Source organism: Nakamurella sp. A5-74 (assembly GCF_040438885.1).
Lineage (GTDB): Bacteria > Actinomycetota > Actinomycetes > Mycobacteriales > Nakamurellaceae > Nakamurella.
Map to the genome: position 1 here is coordinate 696846 of NZ_CP159218.1, position 16469 is coordinate 713314.

Below are 16469 nucleotides of genomic sequence, written 5' to 3' on the forward strand. Positions count from 1 at the left end.
GCGTCAGGCAGCGATTCGGCGAGTGGTCGGGGGGACGCGCGCCCGAACCCACAGCACGTGCCGACTGTAACGCAGACACCCGAAAGCGTGACATAGATGTCTACACGGGTTGCTTTACCAGCGTGACCTGCGGCGACGATCGCCGACAAGGTTGTAACGGAAACGATCGTTGGCGAGACGCGTTGTCCGGGTCGAACAACTAGTCACCAGCCCAGGTGCCGCCGGGCGGGCTGCCACCCGGAATGAGGCTAGCCGTGGTCACCTGCGGTTGCTGCAGGGTCCGTCGAGAGCAGGGCGTGTCGGCACCGGGGCGGCAGGTCACGTAGGGGTGTCTTGGGTCAGGTTGTAACCGGGTGCCAGTGATGGCCCTTCGAACTCGGTCCGATGTTCCTGATCAGGGCGGGACTGTGGAACCAGGGTTCCCGGGATGGGTCACCTTGGGTGGTATCTGTTGGGGCGGAGCAGGTTTTGTTGTGTGGGGTCAGGGTGTCATCCCGTAGACGGCGACCTCGTTGCCGCGCAGTTCGACGAGGTTGCTGCCGATGACGAGCAGGTCCACCCGGGTCGGTTTGGTGGGTCGGGAGACTGTCAGGCTGCGGAAGGTGGTGCCCTCGATGCGGTTGGCGATGTCGATGCCGGTTGCGGTGGGAATCAGCACGTTCCCCCCGGCCGCGGCTGGCAGCCCGATGACCTTGTCGCGCTGCCAGGCCAGGACCGGGGTGTCCCGGTCCTCGCTGGTCACGGTCGGAGCCGCAGAAGCGGCGGTGCTGCCGGTGGGCAGCAGATCCGGGGTGGTGGTGGTTGTCGGGGTGGTCGTGACCTTGACGGTCCTGGTCTCGACGGTGACGGCCGTCAGGGTTGCGCCGAGCAGTGCGTACTGCACCTCGTCGAGGGTGGTGCGCGGGGTGGGACCGGTGATGTCGAAGACACCTGTGGGCACGGTGACGGGGGTGCGGGAGACTTCGGAGCCGTCAGCGTCGTAGACGACCAGTGCGGTCACCGGTGCGTTGACGAGTACGGCGACCCGGTCCCTGGTGATACCGAGGATCCGCGCGGCGGTCGCGCCGGTGTCGATGTCGGCCCGCGGCTCGCTGCGGTAGGAGGACCATTCAGCTGGTTTCTTGTCGCGGGGGTCGGCCCAGTTCATCACCAGGCGCAGGGTCGGACTGGTCTGCGGACAGTTCTCCACGGTGGCGAACTGCTGGTCGGTGGTGGCGGCGTCCAGGAAGGTGCAGCCGGTGTGACCGGTGTTGGATTCAGGGGAGGCCGGCTGGTTGCCGTACTGGTAGGTCCGGTACAGCTCGTTGCGCCACAGATCCAGCAGATCGTGGCTGAGCCAGCCGGCGTACGGGCCGCCGCTGATCATCGTGCCGCTGGGGTCGCCAGGGATCGTGCGTTGGTACTTGCGTGCACCGGTTTGCGGGTCGAGCGTCACCACTTCCTGGCACTGGCTCCCGTGGCGGTAGATCGCGATGATGCCGCGGACTCCGGGGCCAGCCGAGATCTTGGTGCCACCGGTCACGTCGCTGGAGTACACGGCGCACAGGTCTCGGTTGGAGCGGGAGTAGATCCATCGTTGCGCGCCGGTCGCGGGATCCCGGCCGATGACGCTGTGCTGGTCTGTGGTCACCACGACGCCGCGTGCAGATGCCGCGGCGCCGAGGGTTTGGTCGGTGGGTTGAGTCCACAACTGGCGGAGCGCGGTCGGAACCCTGGTGGTGTTGCGGGGTATCGCCGTCTCCGGTGCGTTCGTAGAGGTGACGGCACGGATGTCGCTGGTGAAGTAGATCGTGCCGGCCAGCGCCGCGGCGACGAACGCGATCGCTGCGGCGATCACAAGGTCCCGTCGTCGTCGACGCGCGAAAGCAGTGTTGCTCGTCCCCGGAGTCACGGCGTGAGCGTAACGGGACGGGGCCGAGGACGAGCGGAGAGCACAAACGACTGGGCCAGAGCAATCTGCGGCGCCACGGTTCTCAGACTGCTAGCCGTATGGGGCCGCTGAGTCCTGTGGTGCCTGAGTGAAAGTGTCGCGGAAGTCGTGTCCGTTTTACGTTGTAACGCAACCTCAAATTTGGCGCGTACACGGGAAGCTTTACAACCGGGCGCCGATGGCAAGGAAACGATCGGATTCTTTACAATTTCGACGGTTGGCATCCGGAGTGGCCCCGTAGGCGGGTAACGGCTTGCCCGCTCGACAGGTGTGTGGCTGGATCTGGTCAGGGGTGCCTCGGCTCGAGGTTAATGGCGAGATCACCGACCCGGCGGGCGATGTCGTCTCGGATGAGCCGCATCCGTTCAATGCCTTCGATCCCGCGGAGCGAGCGTTCGTCGGTCTCCCACACCTCGATGGACGTGCCGTCCACCGGGACGACGTGCGCTTGGGTGCCGAGCACGACGACGCGATCGGCGAGCTGAACCAGGTCGCCGGTGAGTTGCTGGGGGGTGCCCGCGGAGATGTCGACCCCGACCTCGAGGAGCACTGCTGCGGCGAGTGGGTTGATCGCTGCCCCGGGCTCGGTGCCGGCGGAGTCGACGCGAACGTCTGGACCGCATGCTCTGCCCATGAGGCCGGCGGCCATCTGGGACTTGCCGCCGTTCTTGACGCAGACGAACAGCACCCGCAGATTTTCGGTCACGGTGTCAGTGGCTCCCTGCTCGTGGCGCCGGCGGTGGTGTTGCCGGGTTCTTAGGCGGGGAAGATCCGGCGGCGCAGCCACAGGGCGGCGTGGACGCCGAAGGTGCCGATGGCGACGGCGATGGCGAGTTCGAAGTTGTTGCCGGCAGCGGTGAACGCCAAGGTCGTGGTCCTGGCGTAGCCCAGGCCGAGGACGCGTCCCAGTCCGAAACCGAGCCCGAAGGTGATGAGGAAGTAGATGATCAACGGCAGTGCGATCCTGGCGACGTCCCCAGGTCGGTCGGTGATCTGATGTCCCTGCAACGCGAACAGCACGACGATGGCGAACAGCAGGCCGTACAGCGCCCACGGCCCGAGCCGTGGCAGGACAGCGGCTTCGTAGTGGTTGCGGCCCAACAGCTTTTCGCCGATGCTTCGGGTGAGGAACCCGGCGACGAGTGGGATGCCGAGGAACACCAACACACTGATGGTGATGGCGCCGATGGAGAACCCGGCGGTCGTGGTGGCCAGGCCGAGCCAGCCGGGCAGGACCTGAAGGTAGAACCACCCCAGGGCTCCGAACGCCAGGACCTGGAACACCGAGTTGATCGCCACCAGCACGGCGGCGGCCTCCCGATAACCGCAGGCGAGCTCGTTCCAGATCATCACCATGGCAATGCATCTCGCGAGGCCGACGATGATCAGCCCGGTGCGGTACTCCGGCAGATCGGGCAGCAGCAGCCAGGCCAGGGCGAACATCAGTGCCGGTCCGATCAGCCAGTTCATCACCAGCGATGCGATCAGCAGTCTGCGGTCACCGGTGATCCGGCGGGTCTCGTGGTAGCGGACCTTGGCCAGTACCGGGTACATCATCACCAGCAGTCCGACGGCGATCGGCAGTGAGACCGATCCGACCTGCACGGCGTCCAGCACGTCGGCGATGCCGGGAACGAACCGTCCGGCGAGCAGTCCGCCCGCCATCGCGGCAATGATCCAGACCGGCAGGTACCGGTCCAGGGTGGACAGTCGGGACAGCACCGGCCCCTCGGCCGGATCACTGACTGCGGTGGAGATGTCGGTCATGCGGTACGGGATCCTTCGAACTGGACGAGCGGCGACCGGGCGGATGTGCGGCTGGTCAGTCGTGTGGTCTGGTGGCGCGGACGATCGCGGCGTGCATGCCGGGGGCGGCTTCGTGGGTGAAGGTGACCTCGGTGTCGACGAACCCGACGGCTGCGAGTCCGTCGAGGTATTCGCTGCGCGAGAGCGCGCCGGCGATGCAGCCGACGTAGGACCCGCGTTCGGCCCGCTCGGCCGCGCTCAGGTGGTCCTCGGCGACGACGTCGGAGATGCCGATACGGCCACCGGGGAGTCAGTCATGACGCCACCTTCCATAGACGGATGTCGATACGTGCCCACCCTCTCTCTAGACATAGACCGATGTCAATACGTCCCGCATACTGACTGCATGACAGACGCGGCGTCGCCCCGGGTCGAGGTTGCCTGCTGTGCGCCGTTGACGCGGGAACCACTGGCTGCGGATGCGGCGGTCGAGTTGGCGCGGATCCTGAAGGCGATCGCGGACCCGGCCCGGCTGCGGCTGCTGTCGATGGTTGCCGCGCATGAGGGCGGCGAGGCGTGCGTGTGCGATCTCACCGAGCCACTGGGCCTGTCCCAGCCGACGGTGTCGCATCACCTCAAGGTGCTCGTCGATGCAGGTCTGCTGACTCGCGAGAAGCGCGGTGTGTGGGCCTACTTCACCCTCGTCCCCGCTGCGCTGGACTCATTGGCCGCGGTACTCACCAGCGGGCGCACCGAGCTATCCGAGTAGTTCTGCTCCCGGTCCAGGACACGCAGCCGGTTAAGACCTGTCCACGCAAGGACTGTCGATGACCTGCGGGGGATGGCGCAGCCCGACGACCGTCGGTCGACCCCAGTTGGCGACGGGCCGACGAGCATGGGGTGCGGTCAGGAACGATATTCGGGATTGGGGTAGTCGAATCTGGCTCCGGCGGCCCACTGGTTGCGGTCGTTCCCGTCGGCCGGGAAGCCGCCCGCGCCGGTGATGAGTCCGGCCAGGTTCAACAGATTCCATGTCATGAAGGTGGTGTTCCGCTGGGTGAAATCGTTGCTCACCCCCACAGCGGTGCCGTCATCGAGGGTGTCGCCGTAGCTGGGGCCGGGCCCTGCTTCGCCGATCCAGCCGGCGTCCGCTTGCGGGGGAATCGCATACCCGATGTGTTGCAGGCTGTACAGGACGTTGGACGCACAGTGCTTGATGCCGTCCTCGTTCCCGGTGATCAGGCAGCCGCCGACCTTGCCGTAGAACAGCGACTGGCCACGATCATTGAGTTCACTGGAGTGCGCGTAGAGACGCTCGATGATCTTCTTCATCTCGCTGCTGTTGTCGCCGAGCCAGATCGGGCCGGCGAGGACCAGGATGTCGGCGGCGCGGACCAGTTCGAACAGCTCAGGCCAGGCGTCTTGATCCCAGTTGTGCTCGCGCATGTCGGGGTAGATGCCGGTGGCGATCGGAAGATCGACAGCGCGGAACTCGTTGACCGTGACGCCCTGCTTCGTCATGATCGACGCACTGGCATCGATCAGCACCTGGGTGTGACTCATTCCGGGCGAGCGCGTCAGAGTGGTGTTGATGAACAACGCGGTCAGCTGAGAGGAATTCGGCGTGTTGTCGTTCATGGACCGATGATAGTTGCGCTTGCGAGGGGGCTCCGCCGTAACCCGATGATTGTCTGGTCTGCCGCTCGAGTCCGACGGTGTACGTGTTGCGGCATCCGGGGTCGACGCTCATGAACAGACCGATTGATCATGGGCCGGGAGACTTTCCCGCCGCAGGGAAGTGCGGACGCACCTCAGTGGGTTTGGCTGTTGTGGGCGCATCGAGCGGTCGCGCAGCGAATGAGCGGAGTCGAAAATGATGAAGGCGAACGACACCGAGTGGGACCTGGTCGTGATCGGCGGTGGGACTGCGGGGATCGTGGCATCACGGACCGCAGCGGGGCTCGGGGCCAGGGTCGCGCTGGTGGAGCGCGCGGCGCCGGGCGGCGATTGCCTGTGGACCGGGTGCGTTCCCAGCAAGGCGTTGATCGCGGCAGCGCACCATGTCGCCGTGGCCCGCCGCGCGCCGGGGTTCGGGGTCAGCAGCCCCGTCGGTGCCGTCGACTTCCCTGCGGTGATGGCCCAGGTGAAGGCAGCGATCGAGGCCATTGCCCCGGACGACTCCGTGGAGGCCATGGTCGCTGCCGGGGTCGAGGTGATCACCGGATCCGCCCGATTCATCGCTGCGGGTGCACTCGAGGTGGACGGGCGGCGCGTGGAGCTCCGCCGGGCCATCATCACCACCGGTGCCCGACCGGCGATCCCGCCGGTGCCGGGATTACGGGAGGCCGAGCCGCTGACCAGCGACACCGTGTGGGACCTGCAAGCGCTGCCGGACCGGTTGGTCGTGATGGGTGGCGGCAGCATCGGCTGCGAACTCGGGCAGTCCTTCGCCCGGTTGGGCTCCCGGGTCACCCTGGTCGAGGCGCTGCCTCGGATCCTGGCCCGCGAGGACCCGGACGCAGCCCGGCTGGTGCAGGACATGTTCGACCGGGACGGCGTCCACGTGCGTGCGGGACAGCCGGTGGTCGCGGTGCGCGGCGGTGCAGGTCACCCCGGAGAACTCGTGCTGGACGGACCGTCGTCGAGCAGCACGGTCGAGTTCGATCGGTTGCTGGTCGCGGTCGGCCGCCGGCCGAACACCGCCGGCCTCCAGGTCGATGTCGCCGGGGTGCAGCTGGACGAGCGCGGATTCGTGCAGATCGATGACCACCTGCGCACCAGCAACCCGCGGATCTGGGCCGCCGGCGACGTCACCGCTCTTCCCCCGTTCACCCACACCGCAGGGGTTTTCGGCAGTCTCGCCGCGACCAATGCGATCCTGGGTCTGCGTCGGACGGTGGATCTGTCGGCGGTTCCCCGGGTCACCTTCACCGACCCGGAGGTCGCTGCCGTAGGCCTGCCGACCTGGGCGGAGAACGGGGAAAGGGCGCCTCGCACGCTGACCCAGGAGCACGCCCACGTCGACCGGGCAGTGGTGGACGGCCGGACGGACGGGTTCAGCCGGCTGACCGTCGGCAGAGGCTCGCGGATCGTGGGCGCGACCGTCGTCGGGCCGAGGGCCGGAGAAACGCTGGCCGAGCTCACCCTGGCCGTTCGCAAAAACCTCACCACCAGCGACCTCGCCGGCACGATCCACCCCTACCCGACCTACGGAGACGGACCCTGGAACGCAACGATCGCTGATGTTCGCAGCAAGGTTGCCGCACCGATCGTGCAACGGATAGCAGCGGTGCTGCGGTGGCTTCGCGGCCTTCGGTCGAAATGAGCTCTTCGGCGAGGAGCTGCTCCCGGAGCGGTCGACCGCCGACACCAGCAGGGGCGAATCACCGAACGGCGACGTGTTCCTCCCGATGTCGAACACGACGGCCCTTCGGCGCACCGTCATGCCGGATCTTCTCCGCCTGAGGCTTCGAGTTGGTCGGCGAAGGCCCTCAGTCGGTCGATGGCTGCGGCGTCGACCGGGCTCGGGCTGACGGCGGCGATGACCGTCTTGATCGATCGGTAGGTGCTGAGGGCCAGGCCGCAGCGCCGGCAGAATTCCAGGTGCGAGGCCATGATTGCGGCATTCGTCGGGTCGAGTTCTCCGTCGAGGTAGCTCTGCAGCATCTTGGCTGCACGGTGGCACTCGGATCTGCTGAGCAGGCCCTTTCGCATGTTCACATCGACCTTCCTGCAGGGAGGGATCCGGCGGAAACCAATTGTCCTCGGATGCGTGCTCTGGCCCGGTGCAGCCGGCTCATCACTGTGCCGCGAGGTATGCCCAGTGCATCGGCGGCCTGTTGGTAGCTCAGACCCTGGATGTCCACCAGCGTCACCACGGCCCGGTGCTTGTCGGGCAGGCCGGCCAGTGCGTCGGCGACCACTGCCTCGAACAGTTCCCCGACCACGACCTCTTCGGCAGCGGGCGCGGGAGGAGCGGCCAGATCCAGTGCCCGCGCCGCGTGCTCGGAGTCGGCGAACAACACCGGGCGCTGCCGACGGCCCCGGTTGATGTGGGTGTTGCGCAGGATCGTGAGCAGCCAGGCGCGCGGGTGAGCGCCGTCGAAGCGGGCGATTGCCCGGAATGCCCGGACGAGTGTGTCCTGGACGAGGTCTTCGGCGTCGGCGGGCTGGCCGGTCATGGCCAGCGCCACCCGGTACAACACATCGATCTGCGGCACCACATGCTCGTGGAACGCGCTGTGCTGCTGCCCGCTCGGAGCACCGCTCACCGCCACACCGACCCGCCGACCTTCCTCAAGAACTCATCGGACATCTTCATCGGGCGTGTTCACCCGAGGCGATGTCAGAGCCGGGCGGATACCGGTTCGTTCTCGCGCACCGGTGCGGACTCCAGACCGAGCATCCGGTCCACCGACAGCATGCCCGGTCCGATGAACAGCAGTGCGACAAGACCGGCCAGCAGCGCGATGTCGAGTTCGGCGCCGGGCATGGGGGAGCCCATTCCGGCGATCACACCGAGGTCGGCCTTGACCAGGATGATGGCGCCGATGAGGGTTGCGATCAGCGGCAGCGTGGCAAGCCGGGTGAGCAGACCGATCAGCAGCAGCACGCCACCGACCAGCTCGGCGATCGTCACCAACCAGGCGAAGAGCGCGGGGGCGCCCACCCCCAGCCCGGTGAGCATCCCGCCGAACCCGGTGGCGGGGCCGCCATTGAGCTTGGACACACCATGCACGACGAACACGATGCCCAGCCCCAGACGGAGCGCCAGGGGAGCCAGATGGGCCAGGCGGTGGAGAGCGGGAAGGCTGAGAGCTCGCATGAGTGCGTCCTGTTCGTCGGTGCGGCACCGTTGTCGGCCCCGCTGCTGCGTGGGGAACCCGGGTGGCTGCGCTGCTGATTCCATCCGGCCCGCTGTCGGGGCTGGGATGGTGGAGGGATGAACTTCTGGGAACCCTGGCTCGTGTAGTGGGTATGAGCGACCGGGCCATCCACGAGCAACTGCTCGATGCGCTGTACCGGGAGTGTGCTCCGATGCTCAACCTGTATGCCCGCCGGCTGACGTCCGGCGACAGCCATCGAGCGGAAGAAGCGGTGCAGGAAGCCTTTTCGCGGGCCTGGGGCAACCCGCACGTTTTCGATCCGAGCAGGGGATCGGCCCGCGCCTGGTTGGTCACGGTGGTCCGGAACATCCTGATCGACGAGTCCCGCACCCCCAGGATCCGGCGAACGGACGATGACTCCGCGCTGGCCGAGCATCCGGCACCGCTGGACGAGATCGACCGAATGCTGACCGCGACCCTGCTCGAGGATGCGCTGGCCTCACTCGCCGAACCCCACCGGCTGGTCATCGTGCGGTGCTACTACGGCGGCACCCCGCTGAAGGACCTGGCCGCAGAACTGGGTGTGCCGCTGGGTACCGCCAAGTCTCGGCTGTTCTACGGCCTGCGCGCACTGCGCGCGGCCCTGCAGGAGCGGGGGCTGCAGACATGAGTGCGATCGAGAACGAACGGTGTCTGGACAGCGCGGAATACGTGTTGGGCCTGCTGCCGGTCGGCGAACGGGCAGCGTTCAGCGATCACCTGAGCGAATGCCCGGACTGCCAGGCCAGGGTCGGCGAGCTCGCCGAGCTGCTGCCCCTGCTCGCACTGCCTGCACCGCCCACGCTGTCGGTGCCGGCGCTCGAACCGGTCGTCGCGGTGCCGACCGCCACGCAGCGTGCGACGGCAGGTCGGCGACGGTTCACCAGCCGGCGACCCGTGCAGTGGGCCGCCGGCTTGCTGACGGCCGCCGCTGCCGTCCTCGCTCTGTTCACGATCATCAGGCCGGCCGGTCCTGCTACGGCCGCAACGGAAATCGCGACATCCGCGTCTGCAGCAGAGCCGCTGGTACGGACCTTCCCCGGATTGGACGTGGCCAGCGTGAGTGTGAGCGTGAGTGCGGCGAACACCGGCAGCTCGATGATCGTGTTGTGTTCCGGCGCGCTGGACCAGAATGCCTCCCACGACGCTGCGGGCGGGTTGGTGTCGCTGTGGGTGTGGACCCGGAGCGGGGATCAGGTCGAGGTCACTGCGTGGACTGACATGCCTGGATCGATGACGTTCGCCGGCCGCAGCTCCGTGGCCCCTGCCGACATCGCGGTGTTCGAACTCCGCGGAAGGTTCGGCGAATCGCTCTCCCGGGTGAACGCCTGATCCGGAACATGTTGTTCTGCAAGGTCTCTCAAGTTTTGGGCTGTATCCATTTTCTCCTGATCGAAAGGTTCCCCTGATGTTCTCCTCTCCTCGAAGGGCGATCGCAGCCGCGAGTGCTGCTGCTGTTCTGGTGTTGGCCGGCTGCGGTTCGTCCGGTACGGCGGCCGTTGGTTCGGCGCCAGGACCGGCAGCGGCGAGCTCGAATGCTGCGACGGGCAGCGGCGCCGTTGCTGCACCTGCTGACACGGCGGAGCAGGCGGCATGGAAGAAGCTGCCGATCACCGACGTCAGCGGCAAGACCTTCACCATCGGTGACCTGCAGGGCAAGCCAGTGTTCGTCCAGTTCTTCGCCACCTGGTGCCCCAGTTGCCGGGCCCAGCTCACGAGCACCAATGCGGCCGCGCAGCAGGCAGGCGGTAATGCCGTTGTTCTTGCGCTCTCGGTGGAGACGGAGCTGGACGTCGCCGACGTGGCGAAATACAGCAGCGACAACAACTTCGACGCCGTCACTTTCGCCGTGATGTCGCCCGAGATGTTGGCCGCGGTGGTGGCCGCCTTCGGCAACAACGCCGCGAACCCGCCCTCGACGCCGCACGTGCTGGTGTCCAGCAGCGGCGCGGTCGGCGAACTGAGCACCGGGGCGGAAGCCACCGATGCGATCACGGCGTCGTTGACCAGCGCATGATCGTCGTAACAGTGCAGCGTGTCGGCCGGTGAGTGAGTATCTGCAGGCCTTCCTGCTCGGTAATGCCGCGATCATCGGCAATGTTTGCATGCTGCCGCTGTATCCGGGTCTGTTCGTGATGCTGGCCGGCCGGGCGGCTGCCGAACCAGCCGGCGCCGTCGAAGGCAGTGCGGGCGGTACCGGGAGCGCACCTGCACCGACGATCGCCCGGGTGAGGTCGGTGCGCTGGTTGGGGGTGTTCGTGCTGGCCGGTGTGCTTGCCGCGATGATCGCGGTCGGTGCCGTCCTGCATCTGCTGCGCAGCCCGGTGGCCACAGTTTTGCCGGTGCTGCTGCCCACGATGTACGTCTTGGTCGCGGTCCTCGGGATCCTGATGATCGCCGGGAAGAATCCCTTTGCCCGGATGGCGACCACCTCGATCCCGGTGCTCCGCCGGCCCGCGGTGTCCGCCTTCGTCTACGGCTCTTTGATGGCGCCGTTGACGCTGCCGTGCACCGGTCCGCTGATCATCTCGGCGTTCGTCCTGGGCAGTGTCGGTGGCAGCAGCGCCTTCGCCGGTTCGCTCACCTATTTCTTGTTCTTCGGGCTCGGATTCGGTTGGCCCTTGGTCGTTCTGCCGTTGTTGGCCGGACCGTACCAACGGCAGATCACCCGATTCCTCGGCGCGCACCACCGCATCATCGGCATCGCGTCCGGAATCCTGCTGCTGGCCATCGCCGCGATCGGCGTGTGGAACGACTACCAACCGACCCTCTGAGCCACTGCCCGGCCACCCGGACGCAGTGAGGACACGCGATGATCCCTCTGAATGAGCCAGTCCCGGCGCTGACTGCTGGGCAGATGCGTGAGATCGACCGGATCATGGTGGAGGACCTGCACATCTTGCTGGCGCAGATGATGGAGAACGCCGGCCGCAGCCTCGCCGAGGTCGCCGTGCGCCGCTTCCGCCCCGACACCGTGACGGTCCTAGCCGGTCCGGGCGGCAACGGAGGCGGCGGCCTCGTCGCTGCCCGTCACCTCGCCAACCGCGGAGTCAAGGTCCAGGTGTGCCTGGCCCGGGCGGCGGAGGACCTCACGCCGGTGCCCGCACTACAGCTCGCCATCCTGACCAGCATGGGCATCACCGTCACCGACCGACCGCGACCGGCAGACCTGCTCATCGACGCGCTCGTCGGCTACAGCCTGCACGGCGACCCGAGCGGGAGAACCGGAGAACTGATCCACTGGGCGAACACCAGCAGCTGCCAGGTCCTGGCTCTCGACATCCCCAGCGGCCTCGACGCCGACACCGGCGTCGCAGCCTCCCCCTGCATCACGGCCGGAGCCACCATGACTCTCGCGCTGCCCAGGTCGGGCTCAGCAACACCGAGCACGTCGGCCGGCTATTCCTCGCCGACATCTCCGTCCCACCCGCCGCCTACTGCGGCATCGGGCTCGCGGTACCGGCGATTTTCCGAGACGCACCGATCATCGAGCTCGAGCACCACGACGGCGTCTTCCAGTCTGTCTGACCCGGGCCCTGTCCCTCAATCGACCAGCCAGGTCGTTCCCGGGTCCACCCCGTTCGTGAGGATGGCCGTATCGGTCAACACAGCACCTCCCACGGATGCTCCCGAGTCGTCGAGGGTGCCTGTCGATGTTCCAAGGTCGCGAGAGCTGGGGTCGTGTTTGCGGAAGCAACGGCCGATGTCACCGGGTTCCCGTGTGGTGAGCACTCCCGAGGAAGTCCATGCGCAAGTCGTGATCCCGATTGATGTCGAGGTTTTCTGGCGGCCCGGCTGCCCGTACTGCTCGTCCCTGCGCTCCGACCTGTCCCGCCGCGGCGTCGCGGCGACCTGGCGCAACATCTGGGAGGACGAGGGGGCCCGCGCGCAGGTTCGGGCGGCCAACAGCGGCAACGAGACTGTGCCGACCGTGCGCGTCGGGGCGCAGGTCCTGACCAACCCCAGTGGCGCTCGCGTCGCGAAGCTGGCCGGTCTGGGCGACGGCGCTCCAGGGGCGAGGGCAGGCGGGCCGTCGATCCGGTGGCTGCTGTCCTGGCTGCCGGTCGCCGCGCTCGTAGTCGCCGGCGTGGTGCTGGCCAGATCCGGGCACGGCGGGTTGAGCTGGGCCGTCGATGCTCTTGCGGTCGCAGCCTGGTGGTTCACCCGACCACTGCGTCGATGAACTCCAGATCCGAGACACTTCGCAGAGGGTGGAAGATCGAGCAGGGCTCACCGGGTTCCCGTGCAGAGCCGGACACTCATCAGACGTTCAGGAAACGCCGACGAACAGGAGCGAACATGATCGAGGCAACCTACGAGGGTCGCGTCATCGCGCGCAGCAAGGACACCGTCGTGGTCGAGGGCAACCACTACTTCCCGCTCAGCGATGTCGACGAGCAGTACCTGACAGCCACCCGGTCGAAATCGTTGTGTCCGTGGAAGGGTGTGGCGTCCTACTACACCGTGCAGGTGGACGGATCGGCCAGCCGCAATGCCGCCTGGACCTATCGGCACCCCTCACCGCTGGCCCGCCGAATCAAGAACCGCGTCGCGTTCTGGGGCGACGTCGCCGTCCGCGACGCCGGAGCCGACAGCCGATGAAGCTCACAGAGCGGTTGCGTGAGCTCGAACTACGTACCCGACCCGTCGACGAGGAGACCGCGGCCGCTCTGAAAACGCGTTGGCAGAGTTTGCCCGAGCACGTCCGTACCCCTGCGCAGACCCCTCGGCCAGCACGCGGTCGGCTGCGAGGGCACCCACGGGGTCTTTCCGAAGTGCGACCTGGCATGCACGCCGTGTTATCACTCCCGGGACGCGAACCGGGTCGCGATCAGCGGCAGCCATACTCTGACCGAGGTCAGGGCGCAGATGGGGTTGTTGCGTCGCCGGCGCGGCCCGCGGGCACATGCGCAACTGATCGGCGGTGAGGTGTCGCTGCTGCCGCCGGAGGATCACGCGGCTGCGCTGCTGATCATGCGTGAGCACGGCCGTGAGCCGATGAGCATGACTCACGGTGATTTCGACTACGACTACCTGCAGGCGCTTGCCGTCGGACCCGACGGCGATCGGCGATTCGACCGGCTGTCCTTCGCGGCGCACTTCGACTCCCTGATGTTCGGGCGGCGCGGCATCGAGCGGCCCGCCGACGAGGCAGCACTGAACCCCTACCGGCAGCAGTTCGTCGCCATGTTCACCCGCTTGCGCCGCGAACACGGCGTCCGATCGTTCCTGGCGCACAACATGACCGTGACCCCCCGCAACGTCGGTGAGATCGCCCAGCTCATCCGGGACTGCCACGGTTTCGGCTTCGGGTTGTTCTCCTTCCAACCAGCCGCATTCATCGGCGACGACCGCCGCTGGCACGAGGGCTACCGCGACACCTCGGCCGACGCAGTCTGGGCACAGATCGAGGCCGGCGCGGGAACCCGGCTGCCGTTCCGCGCACTGCAGGTCGGCGACGAACGGTGCAACCGCACCACCTACGGCTTCTACGTCGGGCCGGACTACTTCCCGATCCTGGATGAGGAGAAGCCCGCCGACATTGCGGTGCGCGATGCTTTCCTGAAGAACTTCGGCGGCATCAGCTTCTCCGGTACCCCACCGAAGCTGCTGCTGGCCAAAGTGGCACGCGCGGTCACCCGAAACCCCCGAGTCGTCGTCCCCTTCGCCGGCTGGCTGGTCCGCACCGCACGCACCGTCGGTCTCCGGCGACTGGTCCGGCACCGCAACATCCGCCCGGCGACGTTCGTGATGCACTCCTTCATGGACGCGGAAGATGTCGCCCCCGCGTGGAAGGCGATGCAGGACGGCCGGGTCAGCGAAGACCCGCGGATCGCCGAGACCCAGCAGCGGCTGGCGGCCTGCTCCTATGCGATGGCCCATCCCGAGACCGGGGAACTCGTTCCAGCGTGTGTGCAGCACAGCGTCCTGGATCCCGGAGAGAACGCCGCCCTGCGAACGCTGCTTCCGCTGACCCCGATCGGCCGCCGCCGACAGCCGGCAGACCCGAGCGCTTGACTCGCCAGCTCATCTGCGACCAACCTCGCGCTTTCATCGCGGGGGCGAAGATAGCGTGTGTCGGTGATGCAGAAAGGTGCTCTGACCTGCAAGGATGGTCTTGTCTAGGAACCGTCGATGCTGAAGATCAGGAGCACCTTTCTGGTGTCGAACTCTACCTCGTTGTATCCGCGGGTCCGTGTTGATCAGACCGGGTCGGGTGTGGTGTCGCATGCCGGGTCGGTGTTGTTGACCGCGACGGCCACTCGGATGGGTCTGGATCAGGCGCTGTCGCGGGTGCTGGCGCCGTGGCGGCCGCAGTGGGCGGTCCACGACCCGGGGAAAGTGGTGCTGGATCTGGCCGTGTCGATGGCGGTGGGCGGTGACTGTCTGGCTGACATTGCCCTCTTGCGGGCCGAGCCGGGGCTGTTCGGGTTGGTGGCGTCGGATCCGACGGTGTCGCGCACCATCGATCGGCTCGCTGCCGACGCGGAGCGGGTACTGCCGGCGATCAGCGCGGCGACTGCTGTGGTGCGGCAACAGGTGTGGGCGTTGCGGGGTGAGGGATCCCCGATCCACGACGCGTCCGCGCAGCGGCCGGTGATCATCGATCTGGATGCGACGTTGGTGACCGCTCATTCTGACAAGGAACTCGCGGCGCCGACCCACAAACGGGGATTCGGGTTCCACCCACTGCTGGCCTTCATCGACCACGGACCAGGCGGGACCGGTGAAGCCGCCGCCGGGCTGCTGCGGGCCGGGAACGCAGGCTCCAACACCGCAGCCGACCACGTCGCGGTGATCCGGCAAGCGTTGGCGCAGCTGCCTTTCGGACCCAGACCCGGCCGGAAGGTCTTGATCCGCACAGACGGTGCCGGTGGCACCCACGAGGTCCTGGACTGGTTGACTGCCCGCCGGTTGCAGTACTCGATCGGGTTCGGGCTCAGCACCAGCCATGAGGCGAAGATCCGGGCGCTGCCCAAGGCGGCGTGGACCCCGGCTTACGACGCCGACCGGGTGCAACGCGAGGGCGCCTGGGTCACCGACGTGACCGGTGTGTTGGACCTGACCGGCTGGCCGGCCGGGATGCGAGTGATCGTGCGGGCCGAACGACCACACCCCGGCGCGCAGCTGCGCTTCACCGACCTGCACGGGAACCGGCTCACCGCGTTCGCGACGAACACCAGCAGCGGTCAACTCGCCGATCTGGAACTACGCCACCGCCGCCGGGCCCGCTGCGAAGACCGCATCCGCAACGCGAAAGACACCGGCCTGCGGAACTTCCCGCTCCATGACTTCGACCAGAACCGCATCTGGCTCGCGATCGTCCTGCTCGCCGGGCAGCTCACCGCTTGGTTGCAACTACTGGCCCTGCACGGCACGAAAGCATCCGTGTGGGAACCGAAACGGCTGCGGCTGCGACTTGTTCGCGACCGCCGGCCGAATCGCTCACCGCGCCCGGCAGGTCCACCTACGCCTACCCGCCCACGCGCCCTGGGCTCACCTGCTCACCGCAGCGACCGAAAATCTCCGGCCGGCACCGACCTGACCAACCTGCCCTCCGAACCGACAACCCCAGGAACACCCCCGGGCCATGGAACCCACGCAAGCCGCGCGACACGCGGCCCGAACCCCTACCCCAGAACAGAATCGGAGGAGCAAAAGAACACGCACCCCGATCAGAGCAGGTCAGCCACCCCATGAAAGATCGAGGCCAACGAGCCGCACGTGCCCCCAGTGAGGGGTGCGGCAGTTGAGAATGTGTAAAGCAACTCGTGTCCGCTTTACGTTGTAACGCAACCTCCGCGAGCAAGCGGACACGGCATGCGTTACATCTGTCCGCGAACGATCATTTACGTTCACTGTCAGTCTCGGAATTCGACTGCACCGGGTGTCAGAAGGCGACTGCACTGATGCCCGCGGGGCGCTTG

The 16469-nt window shown here is 67.2% G+C and carries 16 protein-coding genes and 2 pseudogenes; 10 read left to right on the plus strand and 8 right to left on the minus strand.

Annotated features, from left to right (window positions below):
* Positions 1-481 precede the first annotated feature (481 nt).
* The 4 genes and pseudogenes from ABLG96_RS03070 to ABLG96_RS03085 form a co-directional block, all read right to left on the minus strand.
* Complete coding sequence (locus ABLG96_RS03070) at positions 482-1891, minus strand: hypothetical protein (RefSeq protein WP_353649960.1); 1410 nt, start codon at positions 1889-1891, stop codon at positions 482-484.
* A gap of 325 nt (positions 1892-2216) precedes the next feature.
* Entirely contained in the window at positions 2217-2636 is a 420-nt protein-coding gene (locus ABLG96_RS03075) for a low molecular weight phosphatase family protein (RefSeq protein WP_353649961.1), read from the minus strand.
* Between the two features lie 50 nt (positions 2637-2686).
* Positions 2687-3697 (minus strand): ACR3 family arsenite efflux transporter, encoded by a 1011-nt coding sequence (gene arsB / locus ABLG96_RS03080; protein ID WP_353649962.1) that lies wholly within the window; start codon positions 3695-3697, stop codon positions 2687-2689.
* Between the two features lie 55 nt (positions 3698-3752).
* Positions 3753-3986, minus strand: a pseudogene (locus ABLG96_RS03085) (arsenite S-adenosylmethyltransferase); the annotation flags it as partial.
* Positions 3987-4082: 96 nt separating this feature from the next.
* On the opposite strand from ABLG96_RS03085, the gene ABLG96_RS03090 reads away from it, so the two are divergent.
* The gene (locus ABLG96_RS03090; protein WP_353649963.1) at positions 4083-4445 is read left to right on the plus strand and encodes a metalloregulator ArsR/SmtB family transcription factor; all 363 of its coding nucleotides are present in this window, start codon (positions 4083-4085) and stop codon (positions 4443-4445) included.
* 137 nt (positions 4446-4582) lie between these two features.
* Here the strand turns inward: ABLG96_RS03090 and ABLG96_RS03095 are convergent, their stop codons facing one another.
* The gene (locus ABLG96_RS03095; protein WP_353649964.1) at positions 4583-5314 is read right to left on the minus strand and encodes a flavodoxin family protein; all 732 of its coding nucleotides are present in this window, start codon (positions 5312-5314) and stop codon (positions 4583-4585) included.
* A 235-nt stretch (positions 5315-5549) separates the two neighbouring features.
* On the opposite strand from ABLG96_RS03095, the gene ABLG96_RS03100 reads away from it, so the two are divergent.
* On the plus strand, positions 5550-7001 hold the full coding sequence (locus ABLG96_RS03100; protein ID WP_353649965.1) for an FAD-dependent oxidoreductase: 1452 nt from the start codon (positions 5550-5552) through the stop codon (positions 6999-7001).
* 116 nt (positions 7002-7117) lie between these two features.
* Here the strand turns inward: ABLG96_RS03100 and ABLG96_RS03105 are convergent, their stop codons facing one another.
* From ABLG96_RS03105 to ABLG96_RS03115, 3 genes are all read right to left on the minus strand, one after another.
* Entirely contained in the window at positions 7118-7390 is a 273-nt protein-coding gene (locus ABLG96_RS03105; RefSeq protein ID WP_353649966.1) for a zf-HC2 domain-containing protein, read from the minus strand.
* 2 nt (positions 7391-7392) lie between these two features.
* Positions 7393-7947: a sigma-70 family RNA polymerase sigma factor gene (locus ABLG96_RS03110; RefSeq protein ID WP_353649967.1), complete on the minus strand. Its 555-nt coding sequence runs from the start codon at positions 7945-7947 to the stop codon at positions 7393-7395.
* A gap of 74 nt (positions 7948-8021) precedes the next feature.
* Positions 8022-8501, minus strand: coding sequence for a DoxX family protein (locus tag ABLG96_RS03115; protein ID WP_353649968.1), 480 nt, complete (start codon positions 8499-8501; stop codon positions 8022-8024).
* Between the two features lie 152 nt (positions 8502-8653).
* On the opposite strand from ABLG96_RS03115, the gene ABLG96_RS03120 reads away from it, so the two are divergent.
* The 8 genes and pseudogenes from ABLG96_RS03120 (at position 8654) to ABLG96_RS03155 (ending at position 16087) form a co-directional block, all read left to right on the plus strand.
* Entirely contained in the window at positions 8654-9172 is a 519-nt protein-coding gene (locus ABLG96_RS03120) for a sigma-70 family RNA polymerase sigma factor (RefSeq protein WP_353649969.1), read from the plus strand.
* A complete protein-coding gene (locus ABLG96_RS03125) occupies positions 9169-9873 on the plus strand; it encodes a zf-HC2 domain-containing protein (protein WP_353649970.1) in 705 nt (234 codons plus the stop codon). Before ABLG96_RS03120 ends, ABLG96_RS03125 begins: the two co-directional genes overlap by 4 nt.
* Before the next feature lie 76 nt (positions 9874-9949).
* Positions 9950-10558, plus strand: a complete 609-nt coding sequence (locus ABLG96_RS03130; RefSeq protein WP_353649971.1) for a redoxin family protein — start codon at positions 9950-9952, stop codon at positions 10556-10558.
* 28 nt (positions 10559-10586) lie between these two features.
* Positions 10587-11315: a cytochrome c biogenesis protein CcdA gene (locus ABLG96_RS03135; RefSeq protein ID WP_353649972.1), complete on the plus strand. Its 729-nt coding sequence runs from the start codon at positions 10587-10589 to the stop codon at positions 11313-11315.
* A gap of 38 nt (positions 11316-11353) precedes the next feature.
* A complete protein-coding gene (locus ABLG96_RS03140) occupies positions 11354-12724 on the plus strand; it encodes an NAD(P)H-hydrate epimerase (protein WP_353649973.1) in 1371 nt (456 codons plus the stop codon).
* A gap of 116 nt (positions 12725-12840) precedes the next feature.
* On the plus strand, positions 12841-13143 hold the full coding sequence (locus ABLG96_RS03145) for a DUF427 domain-containing protein (RefSeq protein ID WP_353649974.1): 303 nt from the start codon (positions 12841-12843) through the stop codon (positions 13141-13143).
* A gap of 267 nt (positions 13144-13410) precedes the next feature.
* Positions 13411-14559: a radical SAM domain-containing protein gene (locus ABLG96_RS03150; RefSeq protein WP_353649975.1), complete on the plus strand. Its 1149-nt coding sequence runs from the start codon at positions 13411-13413 to the stop codon at positions 14557-14559.
* Positions 14560-14703: 144 nt separating this feature from the next.
* Positions 14704-16087, plus strand: a pseudogene (locus tag ABLG96_RS03155) (IS1380 family transposase).
* Positions 16088-16469: the final 382 nt, after the last annotated feature.

Coding starts and splice junctions, on each gene's coding strand:
- arsB (WP_353649962.1), bottom strand. CDS start 3,697: ATGACCGACATCTCCACCGCAGTCAGTGATCCGGCCGAGGGGCCGGTG.
- ABLG96_RS03090 (WP_353649963.1), top strand. CDS start 4,083: ATGACAGACGCGGCGTCGCCCCGGGTCGAGGTTGCCTGCTGTGCGCCG.
- ABLG96_RS03095 (WP_353649964.1), bottom strand. CDS start 5,314: ATGAACGACAACACGCCGAATTCCTCTCAGCTGACCGCGTTGTTCATC.
- ABLG96_RS03100 (WP_353649965.1), top strand. CDS start 5,550: ATGATGAAGGCGAACGACACCGAGTGGGACCTGGTCGTGATCGGCGGT.
- ABLG96_RS03105 (WP_353649966.1), bottom strand. CDS start 7,390: ATGCGAAAGGGCCTGCTCAGCAGATCCGAGTGCCACCGTGCAGCCAAG.
- ABLG96_RS03115 (WP_353649968.1), bottom strand. CDS start 8,501: ATGCGAGCTCTCAGCCTTCCCGCTCTCCACCGCCTGGCCCATCTGGCT.
- ABLG96_RS03120 (WP_353649969.1), top strand. CDS start 8,654: ATGAGCGACCGGGCCATCCACGAGCAACTGCTCGATGCGCTGTACCGG.
- ABLG96_RS03125 (WP_353649970.1), top strand. CDS start 9,169: ATGAGTGCGATCGAGAACGAACGGTGTCTGGACAGCGCGGAATACGTG.
- ABLG96_RS03130 (WP_353649971.1), top strand. CDS start 9,950: ATGTTCTCCTCTCCTCGAAGGGCGATCGCAGCCGCGAGTGCTGCTGCT.
- ABLG96_RS03140 (WP_353649973.1), top strand. CDS start 11,354: ATGATCCCTCTGAATGAGCCAGTCCCGGCGCTGACTGCTGGGCAGATG.
- ABLG96_RS03145 (WP_353649974.1), top strand. CDS start 12,841: ATGATCGAGGCAACCTACGAGGGTCGCGTCATCGCGCGCAGCAAGGAC.
- ABLG96_RS03150 (WP_353649975.1), top strand. CDS start 13,411: ATGGGGTTGTTGCGTCGCCGGCGCGGCCCGCGGGCACATGCGCAACTG.